10 protein-coding genes are annotated in these 15,499 nt (G+C 69.2%); 1 reads left to right on the forward strand and 9 read right to left on the reverse strand.

Annotation, left to right across the window (positions count from 1 at the left end; translation table 11 throughout):
• Positions 1-46 precede the first annotated feature (46 nt).
• The gene (locus P1K89_RS16535) at positions 47-505 is read left to right on the forward strand and encodes a hypothetical protein (RefSeq protein WP_284617586.1); all 459 of its coding nucleotides are present in this window, start codon (positions 47-49) and stop codon (positions 503-505) included.
• On the opposite strand, the gene P1K89_RS16540 is transcribed toward P1K89_RS16535, so the two are convergent.
• From P1K89_RS16540 to P1K89_RS16580, 9 genes are all read right to left on the reverse strand, one after another.
• Entirely contained in the window at positions 453-2,945 is a 2,493-nt protein-coding gene (locus P1K89_RS16540) for a hypothetical protein (RefSeq protein ID WP_284617587.1), read from the reverse strand. The genes P1K89_RS16535 and P1K89_RS16540 overlap by 53 nt on opposite strands.
• 627 nt (positions 2,946-3,572) lie before the next feature.
• Positions 3,573-4,499, reverse strand: a complete 927-nt coding sequence (locus P1K89_RS16545) for a LysR family transcriptional regulator (RefSeq protein WP_284617588.1) — start codon at positions 4,497-4,499, stop codon at positions 3,573-3,575.
• Positions 4,500-4,776: 277 nt separating this feature from the next.
• Positions 4,777-5,997 (reverse strand): CaiB/BaiF CoA transferase family protein, encoded by a 1,221-nt coding sequence (locus P1K89_RS16550; RefSeq protein ID WP_439897999.1) that lies wholly within the window; start codon positions 5,995-5,997, stop codon positions 4,777-4,779.
• Positions 5,994-7,928 (reverse strand): beta-L-arabinofuranosidase domain-containing protein, encoded by a 1,935-nt coding sequence (locus P1K89_RS16555; RefSeq protein ID WP_284617590.1) that lies wholly within the window; start codon positions 7,926-7,928, stop codon positions 5,994-5,996. Before P1K89_RS16555 ends, P1K89_RS16550 begins: the two co-directional genes overlap by 4 nt.
• A gap of 35 nt (positions 7,929-7,963) precedes the next feature.
• Positions 7,964-10,165 (reverse strand): SUMF1/EgtB/PvdO family nonheme iron enzyme, encoded by a 2,202-nt coding sequence (locus P1K89_RS16560; protein WP_284617591.1) that lies wholly within the window; start codon positions 10,163-10,165, stop codon positions 7,964-7,966.
• A complete protein-coding gene (locus tag P1K89_RS16565; RefSeq protein ID WP_284617592.1) occupies positions 10,162-11,079 on the reverse strand; it encodes a ribokinase in 918 nt (305 codons plus the stop codon). The genes P1K89_RS16560 and P1K89_RS16565 overlap by 4 nt, the downstream gene beginning before the upstream one ends.
• Positions 11,080-11,120: 41 nt before the next feature.
• Complete coding sequence (locus P1K89_RS16570; RefSeq protein WP_284617593.1) at positions 11,121-12,293, reverse strand: serine hydrolase domain-containing protein; 1,173 nt, start codon at positions 12,291-12,293, stop codon at positions 11,121-11,123.
• Between the two features lie 9 nt (positions 12,294-12,302).
• Complete coding sequence (locus tag P1K89_RS16575) at positions 12,303-14,450, reverse strand: TonB-dependent receptor (protein WP_284617594.1); 2,148 nt, start codon at positions 14,448-14,450, stop codon at positions 12,303-12,305.
• An 86-nt stretch (positions 14,451-14,536) separates the two neighbouring features.
• The gene (locus P1K89_RS16580) at positions 14,537-15,499 is read right to left on the reverse strand and encodes a LysR family transcriptional regulator (protein WP_284617595.1); all 963 of its coding nucleotides are present in this window, start codon (positions 15,497-15,499) and stop codon (positions 14,537-14,539) included.

Consider the following 15,499-nt stretch of genomic DNA (forward strand, 5'->3'; position numbering starts at 1 on the left):
TGACGCGGCGGAGTTGTCGGGGACATCCGCTGTCGGCCAGGAGCCGGTGATCACGACCGTCGGCTTGCGGGCATCTCACGCGCGGACACGAAGGCGACGCTGCGCGACGACGGCAGGCGGCGCCAGGAATCTGCCCTGTGCGGCGATCAAGCCGCCGCAGCCGGACCTCAGCGCTGAGGCAGCACCGCCGGAGGCTCCACGCACGACGCGCAACGACCTCTGTTGCGGCACCAAGGCTGCCTTCGAGGACAAGCACCTGCAGGCCGTGGTGGGCGCCATCGTGCGCATCAACGAGTGCACTGCAACCATCGATCCAGGATCAGGCGACGGCACGAAGCCGGCGCGCCGGCTTCGCGTCGCTGCGCCGCGTGCTCAACCCCTGGACTGGGCGATTGGTCAAGAGGGCCTTCGGCCGACGCCCACGCGGACGGCGCAGACAAGTTGCAGCGAGGTCACGCTGGATCTGAACCTCGCGCCAACGCGGCTTGCAGATGACCGTCAATGACGCGTGCTGCGTCCGGGTCGAGGATCGAGAGGACCCGACTCTCGATCCTGAGCGATCGTAGCCACTCCTGCGCGGGCCTGCGTGACTCTGCCGTTGACACGAAGACCGTGCGGGCGAGCAGTCCTTCGTCCCGAATGAATGCGACTTCCCAAGCCAACCCTGGCCCACCTTCGCTGATGTCGACAACAATAAGGTTCGACGCCAGGGCCAGTCGCCGCACTAGTTCCTGCCAAGCATCCGTCGAAGCCGCGATGGTGAAGATCTTCGATCGCGAGCTTAGCCAGTTGAGGTTACGCAGCAACCACTGTTGGAGCCCTTCGATCGTCCGATCCACAGCTGGCGTTGCGTGAACCCGAGGCAGGCGGTAGGTCAGCGCCCAGATTTGAGGGGCCACCACCGGCCAGCGAACGTACCATCGGTCGTAGAAGGCCGAATCCGAGAGCGTGTAGACCGGACCCCGCCGGGCCAGTACTGACCTGACAAAGCCGGCGGTCGCTTTGGCCAACTTGGCTCGATCAAAGGGCCTGAGCAAGAGAATGCTGGGCCGCCGGCCCATCGCCAGCCCGATCGGCAGAGTCAGTGGCAACAAGAGCAAGCCCGGTCCCAGTAGCGCCCAGAGCGCCAGGTGTGGCGACGGAATGCCGAAGAGGCTGTACTCCGCATAGGCGGTGATTGACGCGTCTGGCCTCCCCATCACCGTCCAGCCGTCCATGAACAAGACCAGATAGCAAACAACGACAATTGCGAGCCACGAGACCGCGGTGACAACCGTCTGAAGGATCAAGACACCTTGGGTCGCAGCCGTATGCCACCCCGCACCGAAACGGGTTGCCGCTCCGGCCTTGATCCACTGACGCTGTCGAGCCTCGGGGCGCAGGCCGACCGGCGTGACACCGGTACGCATCGACTGTCTTATCCAAGGTATGGCGATCACCAATGCAGCCAAGAAGCCGGACCGAAGCCAGGAAGCAAGGTAGCCGGTACTCTCGCTGAGGCCGTTCAATGAGCGTCTTACGCTGCCCATCCCGCCCTCGACTGCGTTGTCGATGTATCGGATGGACTGCACAAGAACATCGCTTGCGAACGCGGCGATGCTCGCTAGCAATCCAAGGCTCAGGATGAGGCAAATTGCAGTTCCGCATGTGGCGTAGGCATCTCCTCGCCATCTCAACATTCCTGCCACGAGCGCCGAGAATATGACAATGGCGCCACATGCCGTTAATGCGTGCAATAACACTAGACCGAGCATCTTCAAGCGGGTTGCGTTCCAACCGGTAGCCGGCATTTTTGGGTTGTAGTACGAGTCGATGCTGGCGCCGAACTGAGTGATTGAGCCAAGGGTGTTGGGCTGGGAAAAGTAGGCAGTCACAACCAGCACGGCCAAAAAGAGAATTGAAGCCGGCATGGTCCAATTCGGTCCGGTCGGCATCCGCTGTCGTAGCGAGCCGATGACAAGCGCAAACAACGCGATGAAGCCCATCGTGGCGAACGGGATCCCGAATCTGCCGAATCTGAAGTCGGCCGGCGTGGAGACTGCCCTGAGCAGCTCGCCATTTTCAATGTCTGCGATCTTGAGCGAGACCCCTTGACCAATCGCGGCGACAGATACTAGGCTCATCGCGCACGCTATCGCTGTCAATCGACGACCGAGTCGTCCCGGTTCGTATCCGCATGCGACGATGAGTAGCAGTCCGCCGATCGGCAATGCCGCCTTGACGAGGATGAGTTGCCAAAGCGTGGCCAGTCCGACTTCGCGCGAGCCGCCGTTGAGCGCTGTTGAGATCTGAGCCAAGGCGCTAAGGTCAATACGAGCGCTGAGCATCACGCCGGCCAGTAGGATCAGGGCGAGTGCCGCCACCCCGATCGCTCTTGTCGGATCGGCGACGTAGCCCAGAATCTTCGTTCGCACCGCAGCCCTTCGTTCGGGCAGGCTGCGAGGCGTGGGACCCTCGCGGTCGGGCTTCAGCACCGACACGGCGATCGCCAGAAGCCCCATGTATAACAGCGGCTCGTTCGCAATTGCTGCCAGTCGACCCACCCAGGCCGCCACGAAGAAGGGATCGCCTGGCGCGACGAGTGGAAATTCGAGGTATCTGTTGTGGAGAACGGACTGTGCGATTGCGATCTCGTTAAGGCATCGCGCGTGAAAGAGGCACATCAGTAGTGCGCCCAGCGCGAATCCGGTGAGTCGCAACTCAACCGTGTGACGCGCGTGAAGCCCAGAGTCCGCGGTCACGCTTGTCTCTCGGTTGAGTAACCAGTAGCCTGCGGCTGTCAGGATGGCTAGTGGGAGGCCAAGCAGGGGCAGCGTGGTCAGCGATGAGAGGTAGTACGTAAGACCAACACAGGCTTGTAGCGCCGCACTTGCAAGGCCTGCAAGGCACGCACCGAGCAGGATCGGCTTGAGGGCGCCTCTTCCTGCACTCATGTCGGTCGCCAACGCCAAAACTCCGCATAGAGCTATCGCGCATGCAAAGCTCACGGCAGCTGCCACAGTCATGAGGGTTACGAGCAACCACCAGTCATTCATGGCGCCTCCACTCGAATTGACTCCGATGCTTGCGGTCGCAAGGTGAAAAGTCAACTGCAAAGACCGCCGGCTTGTCGTGACCGCACTCGCCGCAGCGCGGCCTCAGAAGATGCTGACCGGCAGCCCCATACGTGGCAGAAGGCGCACGACGGCGCCCCACTACGAGCCCCACCCCCCTGAACAGACCCGTTGCACCGTCGGGTACGGCAGCGAGCCGCCAGCTTCATCGCGAACACCGAAGCCAGACCGGATCGGAGCTGCCGCGGTTTATCGCTCGACTGGCAGCTTCGCGCCGACGAGATTGGATCGACGTATTTCGCTTCAGGGTCGCCAGCGCAAGTTCGGGCCGGGGAGAAGCAGTCGGCGGCGCGGCATCGACTGGCACGTGCAAGGCCTACCGCGAGACCGCCGGCGGCGTGTTCGCCTGATGCTCGACCTGGCGAGCGAGCGCGGCACGCGGTCTTCGTGCTGGTGTCGCATGGCGAACAGCAGGCGGCACGTTGCGAGCGCATGCGGCGCCTGGTGCAGGACGTTGAATCACTGACGCCTGGGGCGGCGTCGGGGCATGCGCGGCGCGCCGTCGGCTGCGCCGACGCTCGCACGCAAGGCGTTGGCCATCGCGAGGCCGAGGGGGTCGCTGCTCGCGCCCAGCAGCGTGACCCAGAAGTAGGCGTAGCGATAGGCAATGGCGGGCCCGACCTGCACCAGGCGGCCGGCGGCGAGGGCCGCTTCGGCAAGCCGGCCCCGCGCCAGGGCGACGCCGAGGCCCGCTTCAGCCGCCAGGACCAGCGCGACCGGGTCTTCGATGACCACCGTGTGGAGGACTTCGGGACGCGGATGGTGCGTGGCCCATCGCAGCCATGAGTCCGACTTTGTGCTCAGCAGGTCGACCCCGCGCGGAAAGGTGCCCGCCTCGACGCGGCCCACCGCGCGGGCAAGGCCGGGCGCACACACAGGGACGAGCGTCTCGTCCGCCACCCGTTGTGCGTCGAGACCGGGCCAGCTGCCGTGGCCCAGGCGGATCGCGGCGTCGCAGCCCTCGCTGGCCAGGTCCACCGAGGCCGTGGCGGCGGCGAACACCAGCTTGCGCCCGTGCGAGCGGGCCACGCGCTGCAATTGCGGCAGCTGCGGCAGCAGCCACAGGCTGAGCGCGCTGGGGAGCACCGACAGGACGAAGCGATCGCGCTGGTGGCGTTGCAGCCCCTGGATCGCGCCTTCGATCTGCGTCAGTCCGGAGGCGATGGCCGGGATCAAGGCCTGGGCGGTCGGTGTCAGCGCGACGCTGCGTCCGACCTTCTCCAGCAGCGGCGCGCCGACATAGTCGGCCAGCGCCTTCATCTGCATGCTGATGGCCGAGGGCTCGACGTGCAGTGCCTCTGCGGCGTTGGTCAACGAGCCGTGCCGACCCACGGCCACGAGCACGCGCAATGCGTTGAAGGGCAACCGTGAGGCCGCGTTGACCATTCAGGTCTCCTGAAGGAATTGTCAGAGACTCGAGTGGTTCAGCTTCTGGCTGCGCAGGACATTGCCGAGCACCACCACCGACGCGAGGCATGATATGCGCAGCCACCTTGTGATGATTCCCTTGCCTCTGTTCATGCTGGCGCTGTCGACCGCGGCATTGGGCCCGGACAATGTGCAGCACTGGCCGATGACGCACTCCAGATTCGGCGTCAGGCCGGCTGTCCGACGGTGCATGAACGGCTTGGTCCGAGCCTGCCGTCCTGACACGTGACGTCCCTCAGCCCGGCCCGAGCAAGGCCCCGCGCTCGCGCAGGCGCCGCAGTTCGTCGTCGTCGAAACCCTGCGCCCGCAGCACGGTGTCCGAATGCTCGCCCCAGCCCGGTGCCGCGAACGCATCCGGCCCCGGCGTCCTTCCGAACTTGATCGTCTGCGTCACGCCACGATAACGCCCGAGCGTCGCGTGCGCCATCTCGCCGACCAAACCTTCGGCCTGCACCTGCGGGTGGTCGAACATGTCCTCGATGCGGCGCGCGGCGGCGCAGGGCACTTCGTCGCCGAAGACGGTTTCCCATTCCACTGCGCTGCGCGTGGCCAGCGCCGCATGCAGCCGCGGCACGATCTCGCCGGCGTGTTCGGCGCGTTGGCGCACCGTGGCATAGCGCGGGTCGGCGGCCAGCGCGTCCAGGCCGGTGTGGCGGCACAGCGCGGCCCAGAAGTGCGGCGTATTGGCCGACAGGTAGAGGTGCCCTTCGCGTGTCGGGTGGATGCCGGTGACGCCGCCCGAGCGCATGTCGCGGCCGATGTCGCGCGGCTCGCCGTCGGCCCACACCAGCCGCGCCGACTGCATCGCCAGCGCGCTGCGCAGCAGCGAGATGCCGACGTACTGGCCGAGGCCGCTCTTCTCGCGCTCGTACAGCGCCGACGCGACGCCGCCGGCCACCAGCGCGGCGGCGTAGTAGTCCACCACCGAGCCGTAGACGATCTCGGGCGCGCCGCCCGGCTTGCCCTGCAGCTCGCAGATGCCGGTCATCGTCTGCAGCACCTGGTCGTAGCCGGCCTTGTCCTTCATCGGGCCGGTCTCGCCGTAGCCGGTGACGGCGCAGTAGATCAGCCGCGGGTTCAGCGCCTGCAGCGTCTCGAAATCCAGGCCCAGGCGCCTGGGCACCGCGGGGCGGAAGTTGTGCACCAGCACGTCGGCATCGCGCGCCAGGCGCAGCAGCACGGCCAGGCCGTCGGGCTTCTTCAGGTCCAGCACGAGGCCGCGCTTGCTGCGGTTCACGCCGATGAAGGCGCGGCTCTCGGCGGCCAGCGTCGACGGGTACTTGCGCAGGTTGTCGCCGTCGGGCGGCTCGATCTTCAGCACCTCGGCGCCCTGGTCGGCCAGCAGCGTGCAGCCGTAGGGGCCGGCGATGTAGGCCGACAGGTCGAGCACGCGCACGCCGGACAGAGGGCCGGCCGGACCGGTGCGGGACGTCGAAGCGGAGGAGGGCATGCTCATGCGTCGTGGTGGTCGATCGGCGGCTCGTCGGTCGGCGGCAGCTCGTCCGCCGGCGCCAACGAGAGCCAGGTCAGGCGCCAGGCACCGTGGCGGCGGCCGCCGGCGCGGTAGTACGGCGCGAAGGGGATGGGGGCGCGGTCGGTGAGCTCGAGCTGCAGGCGCGGGCCTTCGTCGTCGGCGCTCGCGGGCAGCGTGCGCACGCAGGACGACGCCGGCGTGTCGCCCGCGAGCACCGCGGCGGGCAGGCGGATGGTCTCGGCGGTCTTGTAGCCGTCGATCAGGCCGTCGGTCGCGTAGACCAGCGGCCCGCGCAGCAGCGCGACGAAGTCCTGCCGCAACACCTGCTGGCGCACCGTCGCGCCGTCGGGCGCGCGCGATTCCTGCACGTTGCGGTTGAGCGCGCGCTCGAAGCGCGGCGCCATCGGCAGCGTCAGCATCACGCGCGTTTCGCCGGACCAGGTGCGGTCGATGATCGTGTAGCCGCCGGCGTCGACCGGCTGCGGCGTGGTGTCGCCGACCTGCAGTTGCGCGCCGGCGGCCCACGGCGGCACGCACAGCTTCAGCGCCGCACGCAGCGGCGCGTCGCAGCGCACGTCGATCTGCAGCCGGCCGTCGAACGGATAGGCGCCGGATGCTGTCACCGAAAGGACGCGGCCATCGGGCAGCGTCGCGTCGACCTCGGCCGGTCCGGGCAGGTTCATCGCCAGCGCCGGCACGGGGCCGGTGACGTCCAGCGACCACGCGGCGTCGGCCAGCTCTTCCAGCGCGATCGCGCCGCTGGACTTGCAGCAGCGCCAGTAGGTGGTGTGCACGCGCTGGCCGTTCGGGAAGACGTAGTAGCACCAGTCCTCGCCGTTCGGCGCGAAGGCACCCAGCAGGTCGTTGTACGCGCTGCGCTCGATCTCGTCGGCATGGCGGGCATCGCCGGTCAGCGCCAGCAGCTCGCGGTTCAGCTGCACCCAGGCCAGCGTCGAGCAGGTCTCGACGTAGCCGTGCGGGCTGAATGTGCCCGGCGCGTTGAACACCTCGCGCGAGCGGTGCGCAACGCCGCCCCACGGGCCGCCGCCGGGTGTCAGGTGGTGCGTGCGGATGCTGGTCCACAGCGTTCGCACCGCGCGCAGCAGCTCGTCGCGGCCGGTGGCGCGCCACAGCTTGGCCAGGCCGACGAGGTTCCACTGCAGCTGATACGCCTTGCCGGTGGCGATCTCGGCCGCGTCCGCGCCGGCCAGCGCCTGGCGCATCAGCGCAAGGCGCGGTTCGGCCTCGGCCTGTTCCAGGATGCGCCAGGCCAGGTCCAGGTAGCGCGGCTCGCCGGTGTCGAGATACAGCTGCGCCGCCGGGTCCAGCAGCACGGTGGCCGACATGCCGTGGTGGTTGCCGAGCGTCGTGACGTCGATGCCGCCGTCGGTCAGCGCGTGCAGGCAGAGATCGCCGATGCGGCACGCGGCATCGAGCAGGCGCTGCTCGGGGAAGTGGCGGTGCACCTCCAGCAGGCCGAGGATCAGGTAAGCGTGGATCCAGGCGTCCCAGGTGCGGCGGGCGGGGGCGCCGTCCCAGGTAACAGGCTTTGGCGGCTGCGGCACGGTGAGGCGATGGCTGGCCGCGTACGTTCCGAGGTAGCCGTCAGGCAGCTGCTGGTCGGCCAGCCAGCGCGCGGCGTGCTGCACACGGCCGCGCAAGCCGGCATCGCCGCTGCGCGCCGCGGCGCGGGCGGCGGCGATCAGCCACTTGCCGGCGTGTTCGCCGTACCAGTCGCCTTCGGTGTTGCGGTCGCGGTGAGCGGGCGCGAACAGGCGCAGCGCCGGGCTCGTCTCGTCGACGATGAAGCGCGACAGCCGGCCACGGCGGCTGGCGTCGAGCGCGTCGCCCAGCAGGCCGCGCAGGCGCACCTGCAGGCGGCCGGCGCTGCGCATCGTCGGGTCGGCGCTCATCGATTCACTCCGGCCGCTCCACCACCACGCCAGCGTCATGCCGCGGCATCGCCCGCGTCGACGACGCAGCGGAAGCCGATGCAGGCCGAGCGGTCCTTGCCCGGCGACATCAAGAGGTACTTGCCGTGCTGGTCCAGCCGTTGCGCCTGCGGGAAGTACCAGTGCGAGGTCTGCGGCAGGTAGCGGCTGCCGCCGCGCAGGATGGCGGCGCGGGTGTGCTCGTCCTCGTACTCGTCGGTCCATTGCCAGACGTTGCCGATCAGGTCCAGCACGCCGAACGGGCTGGCCCCTTGCGGGTGGGCGTCGACGTCGGCCGCCGGGCCGAGCACGCGCTCGCGCTGCGTCGGCGGCACGGCGCGCGGGTTCCACGCATTGCCCCAGGGGTAGAGGCGGCCGTCCGTGCCTTGCGCGGCGACCTGCCATTCCCATTCATGCGGCAGGCGCTTGCCGGCCCACGCGGCATAGGCGCGCGCGTCGTCCAGGCTCACCCAGGTCACCGGCTGCTTCGCGGTGCCCGGGGCCGGGGCGTCGTTGATCCAGTCGCGCAGGAAGTTGTGCGCGTCCTTCGGACGATAGGACGTCGCGCCGACGAAGCGCTGGAACTGCGCGTTGGTCACCGGCGTGCGGTCGATGTGGAAGGCGGGCAGCGTGAGGCGGTGGCGGTGGAAGCGGCGGGCACTCGCCTCCCACGGGTACTGCACGTCGACGCCGTCCCACTGCTGGCCTTCGATCTGAATGCCGTGCACGACGAAATCGAAGTCGCCGCCGGGGATCGTCACCATGCCCTCGGGCGCGGCGGCGACAGTCGCGGTGCGCGCGATCGGCACCTGGCGCTGCGGCAGCGAGCGCCAGGTGGTGGACAGCGACTGCAGCGGCGTGCGCGCGAGCCCGGCCATGCGGGCGAGGAAGGCGTCGAGGCCGTCGACGCCCGCCCCCGGCGCGATCGCCAGCACCGCGCCGTAGCCCTGCGCCTCGAGCGGGAAGCTGACGACGTCGCGTGCGCCGTCGCGGCGTGGGGTCAGCTCGACGCCGTTCCACAGGTCGACATAACGCACACCGTCAGCGGCCGGCAGCGCCAGCTGCTCGCCGTCGATCGGCGACTCGCTGCGGTTGACCACGGTCCAGAGCGTCAACCCGTCGCCCGGGAAGCGGCTGGCGAACACGCTGCGCTGCAAGGTCGGGAAGTACGGCGCCCAGTCGGCGCTGACCACCAGCGCCGGGAATTGCCGGTAGATCGCCGCGATGCGCCGCAGCGTCTCGGCATCGCGCTCGACCAGCTGGTTCCACAGGCCCCAGACGTTCTCCCACGCGACATAACCGACGCCATTGAAGAAGCAGTACTGCAGGTCGTTCGTGCGCAGCCGGCCCCAGCGGTTCTCGACGTTGATCATGTGGCGCGGTTCCAGCCACTTCCACTTGGCCACCGCGGGCACCAGGTCGGCGGGCACCTTCTTGCCCCAGCTCTGCACGTTCCAGATCAGCGCCTCCTCGGCCGACATCGTCGACTCCGGCTGCAGCACCACCGGGCAGCCCACCGCGTCGCAGGCGTCGTAGAAGGCGCGCGGCACGCCGTTGTAGGTGTCGCCGTTGAGGCCGTCGGCGCCGGTGGCCTTCACCACCTCGGCGATCGCGTGCCAGTCCTTCGCGCCCGTCGGCCGGGTGCCGTTGTCCCAGGGCTTGGTCGGCAGGAATACGCGCACGCCGCGGCGGTGGAAGTCGGCGATCGCGCCCTTCAGGCCGGCGAGTCCGCCGGGCAGGTCGTGCGCGAGGTCGATCTGGTTGCGGTGATCGATGCCGATGTTCGGGTAGACGTACCAGATCAGCACGCTGTCGACGCCGCCATAACGCCGCTCCAGATCGTCCAGGTAGCGGTCGACGGTGTAGCGGCCTTCGACCGGGTCGTAGAAGTAGCGGTCCTCGACCATCATCTGCACGTGCACGAAGTTGGCTTGGGCCCACTGCAGCTCGGGCCGCCGGTAGGCCGCGTCGTCCCAGCCGATGCGGATCAGGTGCTCCTCGCGCCATTCGCGCAGGCCCTGGAGCCAGTCGGCCGACGCGGCGTTGACGTCGATCTGCCAGTGGCCGATCTCGGCGAAGGGCCAGCCGGGTGCCTTGCCCGGCGTCGGCAGGTAGCGGCCGGTGGTGACGTGCGAGAACTTGACGTTCGTGGTGTGGCCGGTGCCGGGCGCGAAGGCCAGGGCATCGCTGATGGCGTCGGACGGGTCGTGGTCGCTCATGGGGTCGGGGATTCAGGGCAGGGGGCCGCCAGCAGGGCATCGACCTCGCGCACGGTGGGAATGCTGTCCTGTGCGCCGGGCCGGGTGCAGGCCAGCGCCGCGGCGGCACTGGCGCGGCGCAACGCATCGGCCAGGTCGTGGCCCTGGCTCAATGCGGCGACCAGCACGCCGCAGAAGGTGTCGCCGGCCGCGGTGGTGTCGACCGGCTGCACCGCGAAGCCCGGCTGCCGGATGCGGTCGGTGGGCGTGCGGGCGATGCAGCCGCGTTCGCCGAGCGTGACGATGACGGTCGACACCGGCAGGCGCTGCAGGCGCTCGTCGAGCGGGCCGCTGTCGCCGGCCAGCGCAGCGAGCTCGCCTTCGTTGACGATCAGGATGTCGATCAGCGACAGCAGCTCGGCCGGCAGCGCCTGCGCCGGCGCCGCGTTCAGCACCACGCTGATGCCCGCGGCCCGCGCGGCCTGCGCATAGGCCATCACGGTCGGCAGCGGCGTCTCCAGCTGCATCAGCAGATGGCTGAACCCGGCCAGCGCCGGCAGGTGCCGCGGCTCGAGCCGGGCGTTCGCGCCGGGGGCCACGGTGATCGCGTTCTCGGCGTCGTCGGAGACACAGATGAACGCGGTGCCGGTCGGCGCGTCCACGCAGCGCACGGCGTCGAGCACCACGCCGGCGTCGCGCAGCGAGGCCTCGATCGATGCCGCGAAGGCATCGTCGCCGAAGGCCGCCAGCATCGTCGTCGGCGCGCCGCCGGCGCGGGCCGCCGCCACCGCCTGGTTCGCGCCCTTGCCGCCCGGGAAGGTGCGGAAGTCGCGGCCGAGCACGGTTTCGCCGGGCGCGGGAATGTGGGCCGCCCGCACGACGAAATCGAGGTTGGCGGAACCGGCGACGAGAAGGCGTTGGGAGGCGGAGGTCATCGGGCGAGTGTCCCGCGCGGCGCGCTGGCGCACCAGTCGGCTCACATCAGGCTTTGGTAGACGAGGTTCTGGAACGCCGCATACGGCCGCGGCAGGTCGTTCGGAACGCTGCGCGGCAGGTGCTGCATCAGCAGGATCGCGACGAGGCGCTCGGTGGGATCGATCGTGAACCAGGTCGTCGCCGAGCCGGTCCAGCCGAACATGCCGATCGAGCCGAGGCGGCCGTGCGCGGCCGGGTCGACCAGCACCGAGCCGCCGAGGCCGAAGCCGAGACCGGGGTTGTCGGGTATTGCCGGCGGGGGGAGCGTCGACAGGTGGTTTTGCATCATCAGCTCGACGGTCTTGCGCGCGAGCAGGCGCCGGCCCTCGTGCACGCCGCCGTCGAGCAGCATCTGCGCGAAGCGCGCGTAGTCGCCGGCAGTGGCGTACAGGCCACCGGCACCGCTGGCGTAGGGCTTCTGCATCGCACCGGCCGCGTGGCCCTCGTCGACACGCTGCAGCCGGCCGTCGGCGCCCATCGTCGTCAGCTCGACGACCCGGTGGCGCTGCGCCGGCGGCACCTCGAAGCCGGTGTCGGCCATGCGCAGCGGATCGAGAATGCGCTGCTGCACGAAGCGATCGAAAGACTGTCCCGACACGAGCTCGACGATGCGGCTCGCGAGCTCGGTGTTCACGCCGTCGTAGCCGAATCGCGTGCCGGGTTCGGCGGCCAGCGCCGTGCGCGCGACACGATCGGCATGCTCGGCCAGGCTCGACGAGTCAGGTCCCGGCAGCAGTCCCGTGGTGTGCGTAAGCAGGTGGCGGATGGCGATCGGCCGCGCCGGCTTGCCGCCGCCATCCAGCGTGATCGATGCGAACGCCGGCAGGTAACGCGAAATCGGATCGTCCAGGCCGAGCCGGCCTTCTTCCATCAGCATCAGCACCGCTGCGCTGGCGATCGGCTTGCTCATCGAGCGGATGCGGAAGATCGCGTCCACGCCCATCGGCTTCTGCCGCGCCAGGTCCCGATGGCCGTGCGCGCGTCGGTGCAGCACGCGGCCTTCGCGCGCGATCAGCGCCACGGCGCCAAGGTAGCCGCCGGGCGCGGTGGTGCGGTCCAGGAACGCCGTCAGCCGCGCCAGCCGGTCGGGCGCGAGCCCTGCCGCCGGCTGGGTGCCTGCCAGCGCAGCCGTTCCCAGCAGCAGGCAGGCGAGCGCGAACCGGCGGTCGGGCATCGGCTCAGGTCAGAAGGTCAGCGTGTGCGAGATCGAGACCACGCGGCCGCGGCCCGACCAGTAGTTGCGGAAGCCCGGCACCTGCGACCAGCTGAGGATGTAGTACTTGTCCGCCAGGTTCTCGATGCCCAGCGTGAACTTGCCCCAGCGGCCGGTGTCCCAGTTCGCGCTGAAGTCGAACAGCGAGTAGCCGGTGGTGTGCTCCTCGTTCCCGCGGCCGACGTTGAGGTCGCGCGACAGCAGCTTGGTCATGCCCAGCGTCAGCTCCGCATTCGGGATCGGGCGCCAGTTGACGGTGGCGCCCACCTTGTCGGGGTTGATGTCGGTGGCGCCCATCTCGCGATCCAGCGGGCCGTTGCGCACGTACCAGGTCTTGCCGCGGATGCGCGAATACAGGCCGGTGAAGCGCCAGTCCTTCGTCGGCGTGAACTCGCCCGACAGCTCGACGCCCTTGATGTGCACCGGCGCGCGGTTCATCACGAAGTCGTTGGTCACCGGGTCGATGGTCAGCGACACGCCGAGGTCGGACTTCGAGTCGTAGTACGAGGCGCTGAACGAGCCCAGCTTGCCGCGCCAGCTGGCGCCGATCTCCTGGTTCTTCACGATGATGGCCTGCAGGTCGAGGATGCCTTCGACCGACTGGCCCGGAACGCTGATGTTGCGCAGCGGGATGCCGACGTTGGGCAGCGTGAAGCCCTTGCCCGCCGAGACGAAGGCCGACCAGCCGCCCGGCAGCTTCAGCACCGCGCCGATGTTCGGCAGGTTCGCGGTGTAGTCCAGCGTGCCGCCTTCGACGAGCACGCGGTTGCGGAAGTAGGTGGTGCGGTAGGTGTCGACGTGCAGTTCGCCGTCCTCGCGGCGGATGCCGCCGGACAGGGTCAGCGGGCCGATCTCGTACGACAGCTGGCCGTAGGGCGCGACGCTCTTGTAGATCATCGGCGGCACCCACAGCCGGTCGGTCAGCGCGAGGCGCTGGTCGGCCTCGTCGCGTACCAGGTCGATGCCGGTGCGCAGCTCCAGCCCTTTCACGCCGGCGAGGTCGGGCTTGGACCACGCGGTACGCAGGCCCTGCTTCTTCGCGCGCACCTCGCTCTGGTCGATCAGCGTGCCCAGCGGCGCGATCAGCGGGTCCTGGCGGTCGGCGCCGTCCTCGGCCGGGTAGCGCATCGCCTGCTTCGCGGCGTAGGCGTTGATGCTCAGCGCGCCGCCGAAGAGGTTCAGGTGGTCGTACGAGACCTGCGCCTGCTGGAAGTCGTTGATCTCGGTCTTCGAGCCCAGCGGCCGGCCGGGGATCGAGACGTTCGGCAGGCCGCGTGCGCGGTCGCCGTCCACCAGGATGTAGTTGCCCTTGCCGGTGATCTTGAAGTCGGAGTACGAGGCCTGGATGCGCTGGTTGTTATCGGTGCCGAAGTTGACGCCGCCCTTGACGAAGACGTTGTTGGCACGCGAATCGGCGACCGAGCCGCTGGTATTCATGCCGATGCGGTTGCCGCGGCCGTCGTACGGGATGCCGCGGTCGACGTGCGACACGGCGGCCAGCAGGTCCCAGCGGTCTTCCTTGTGCGCGTAGTTGAAGCCGAGCTTCCAGCCGTCGGAGTCGTCCTTGAACTGCGTGGTGTAGCGGCTGACCAGCTGGAACTCGTCGCCGGTCTTGGTCGGCGTCTTCGAGATGTAGTTGATGATGCCGCCGGCCGCGCCGATGCCCTCGGAGGCCGACGGGCCGTTGATGACCTCGATGCGGCCGACCACGCCCATGTCGGTGAAGGTGGCGTTGCGCGTGCCTTCGCGCAGCGGCGAGCCTTGCGGCACGCCGTCGAACAGGCGCAGCGCGATGCGCCCGCGCAGGTTCTCGCCGGTATTGCTCATCGCCTGCGACGACTCCGAATAACCGGGCACCGAGCGCGCGAGCACCGCGGTGGCATCTTCGGTGATCGCCAGCGTGTGCGCCACTTCCTCCTTGCCGACGACGGTGATTGCGCCGGGGATCTTGTCGACGGCTTTCGCGGTGCGCGTGCCGGTCGTGATCGTGACGGTCTGGACCTTGTCCTTGTCGTCCTTCTGCTCGGTGCCCGATGCGGTGGTCGAGGTCTGCGCATACGCCGCGTTCACCGCGGCGGCGAGCAGCAACGGGGTCAGCGTGGCCGGGAGTTGTCTCATGTCTCGCGATTCGTTCTGGTGGAAGGCGAGGGCGAGTCTCGGGCAAGCCCCGGACCCGACAAATCACGGCCGGCTATGTTCAGCCGCTACTTTTTCTTGCTTGCCGAGCGGGGGCGGCGCGGCGGCTTCGATGCCGCCTTCGGAGCGGCCTTGGGGGCCTTCGCAACCGCAGGGGTCGCGGCCTTCGCCAGTGCCAGCGCCTCGTCGAGGAAGGCATTGACGAGGCGGATGCGCACCGTCGCACGCGACCACACGATGCCCATGCGGCGCGGCTCGAAGGGCATCGGCAGCGGGATGCGCACGAGCTTGAGGCCCTCCGGCCACGGGCGCGACCAGTCGGGCACCAGCGACACGCCCAGGCCCCGGTCGACCATCACCGCGATCGCATTCAGCGCATTGAGCTCGAAGCGTTCCTGGGGCGCGATGCCGGCCAGCTGCAGGTACTGCTCGGCGAGCCGGCCGCCCCACTGCTGGCGGTCGAAGCGGATCAGCGGTTCGTTGGCCAGCAGCTCGTGCGGGTCGCGCCCGGCCATCGAGGCCGGCGCCAGCACCACCAGCGGCTCCTCGCGCAGCAGCAGCCAGTCGCAGGTCTTGGGCAGCGCGTAGGGCGCCTGCAGCACGATGGCCGCGTCGAGCTCGCCGCTTTCGACCGCGCGGTACAGCTCCGGCGAGAAACCGGGCTTGATGAAGACCTTGATGCGCGGGAAACGCTCGACCATGCGCGCCAGGATGTCCGGCAGCAGGCCGGTCAGCGCGTTGGTGCCGGCGCCCAACCGCAGTTCGCCGGCGGTGGCCTCGTCGTTGGCCAGCGCGCTCAGGTCGGCGACGTCGTGCAGCAGCGTGCGCGATCGTTCGAGGATGCGCGCGCCGGCCTCGGTGATGCTGACCGTGCGGCCCGCGCGCGCGAACAGCGGCGCGCCGATCTCGCGCTCGAGCGTGCGGATCTGCTGCGCGACGGCGGCCGGCGTGATGTTCAGCAGCCGCGCGGCCGCGGCCATCGAGCCCTGGTCGGCGACGGTGACGAAGGTGTGCAGGAACTGGGTGTCCAC

The organism is Aquabacterium humicola (assembly GCF_030167915.1).
In the GTDB taxonomy this organism is placed as follows: domain Bacteria; phylum Pseudomonadota; class Gammaproteobacteria; order Burkholderiales; family Burkholderiaceae_C; genus Pseudaquabacterium; species Pseudaquabacterium humicola.

What these genes read in the sequence shown, in the direction of transcription:
- P1K89_RS16550 (WP_439897999.1), bottom strand. Translation starts at nt 5,997, where the DNA reads ATGAGCATGCCCTCCTCCGCTTCGACGTCCCGCACCGGTCCGGCCGGC.
- P1K89_RS16545 (WP_284617588.1), bottom strand. Translation starts at nt 4,499, where the DNA reads ATGGTCAACGCGGCCTCACGGTTGCCCTTCAACGCATTGCGCGTGCTC.
- P1K89_RS16555 (WP_284617590.1), bottom strand. Translation starts at nt 7,928, where the DNA reads ATGAGCGCCGACCCGACGATGCGCAGCGCCGGCCGCCTGCAGGTGCGC.
- P1K89_RS16560 (WP_284617591.1), bottom strand. Translation starts at nt 10,165, where the DNA reads ATGAGCGACCACGACCCGTCCGACGCCATCAGCGATGCCCTGGCCTTC.
- P1K89_RS16565 (WP_284617592.1), bottom strand. Translation starts at nt 11,079, where the DNA reads ATGACCTCCGCCTCCCAACGCCTTCTCGTCGCCGGTTCCGCCAACCTC.
- P1K89_RS16575 (WP_284617594.1), bottom strand. Translation starts at nt 14,450, where the DNA reads ATGAGACAACTCCCGGCCACGCTGACCCCGTTGCTGCTCGCCGCCGCG.
- P1K89_RS16570 (WP_284617593.1), bottom strand. Translation starts at nt 12,293, where the DNA reads ATGCCCGACCGCCGGTTCGCGCTCGCCTGCCTGCTGCTGGGAACGGCT.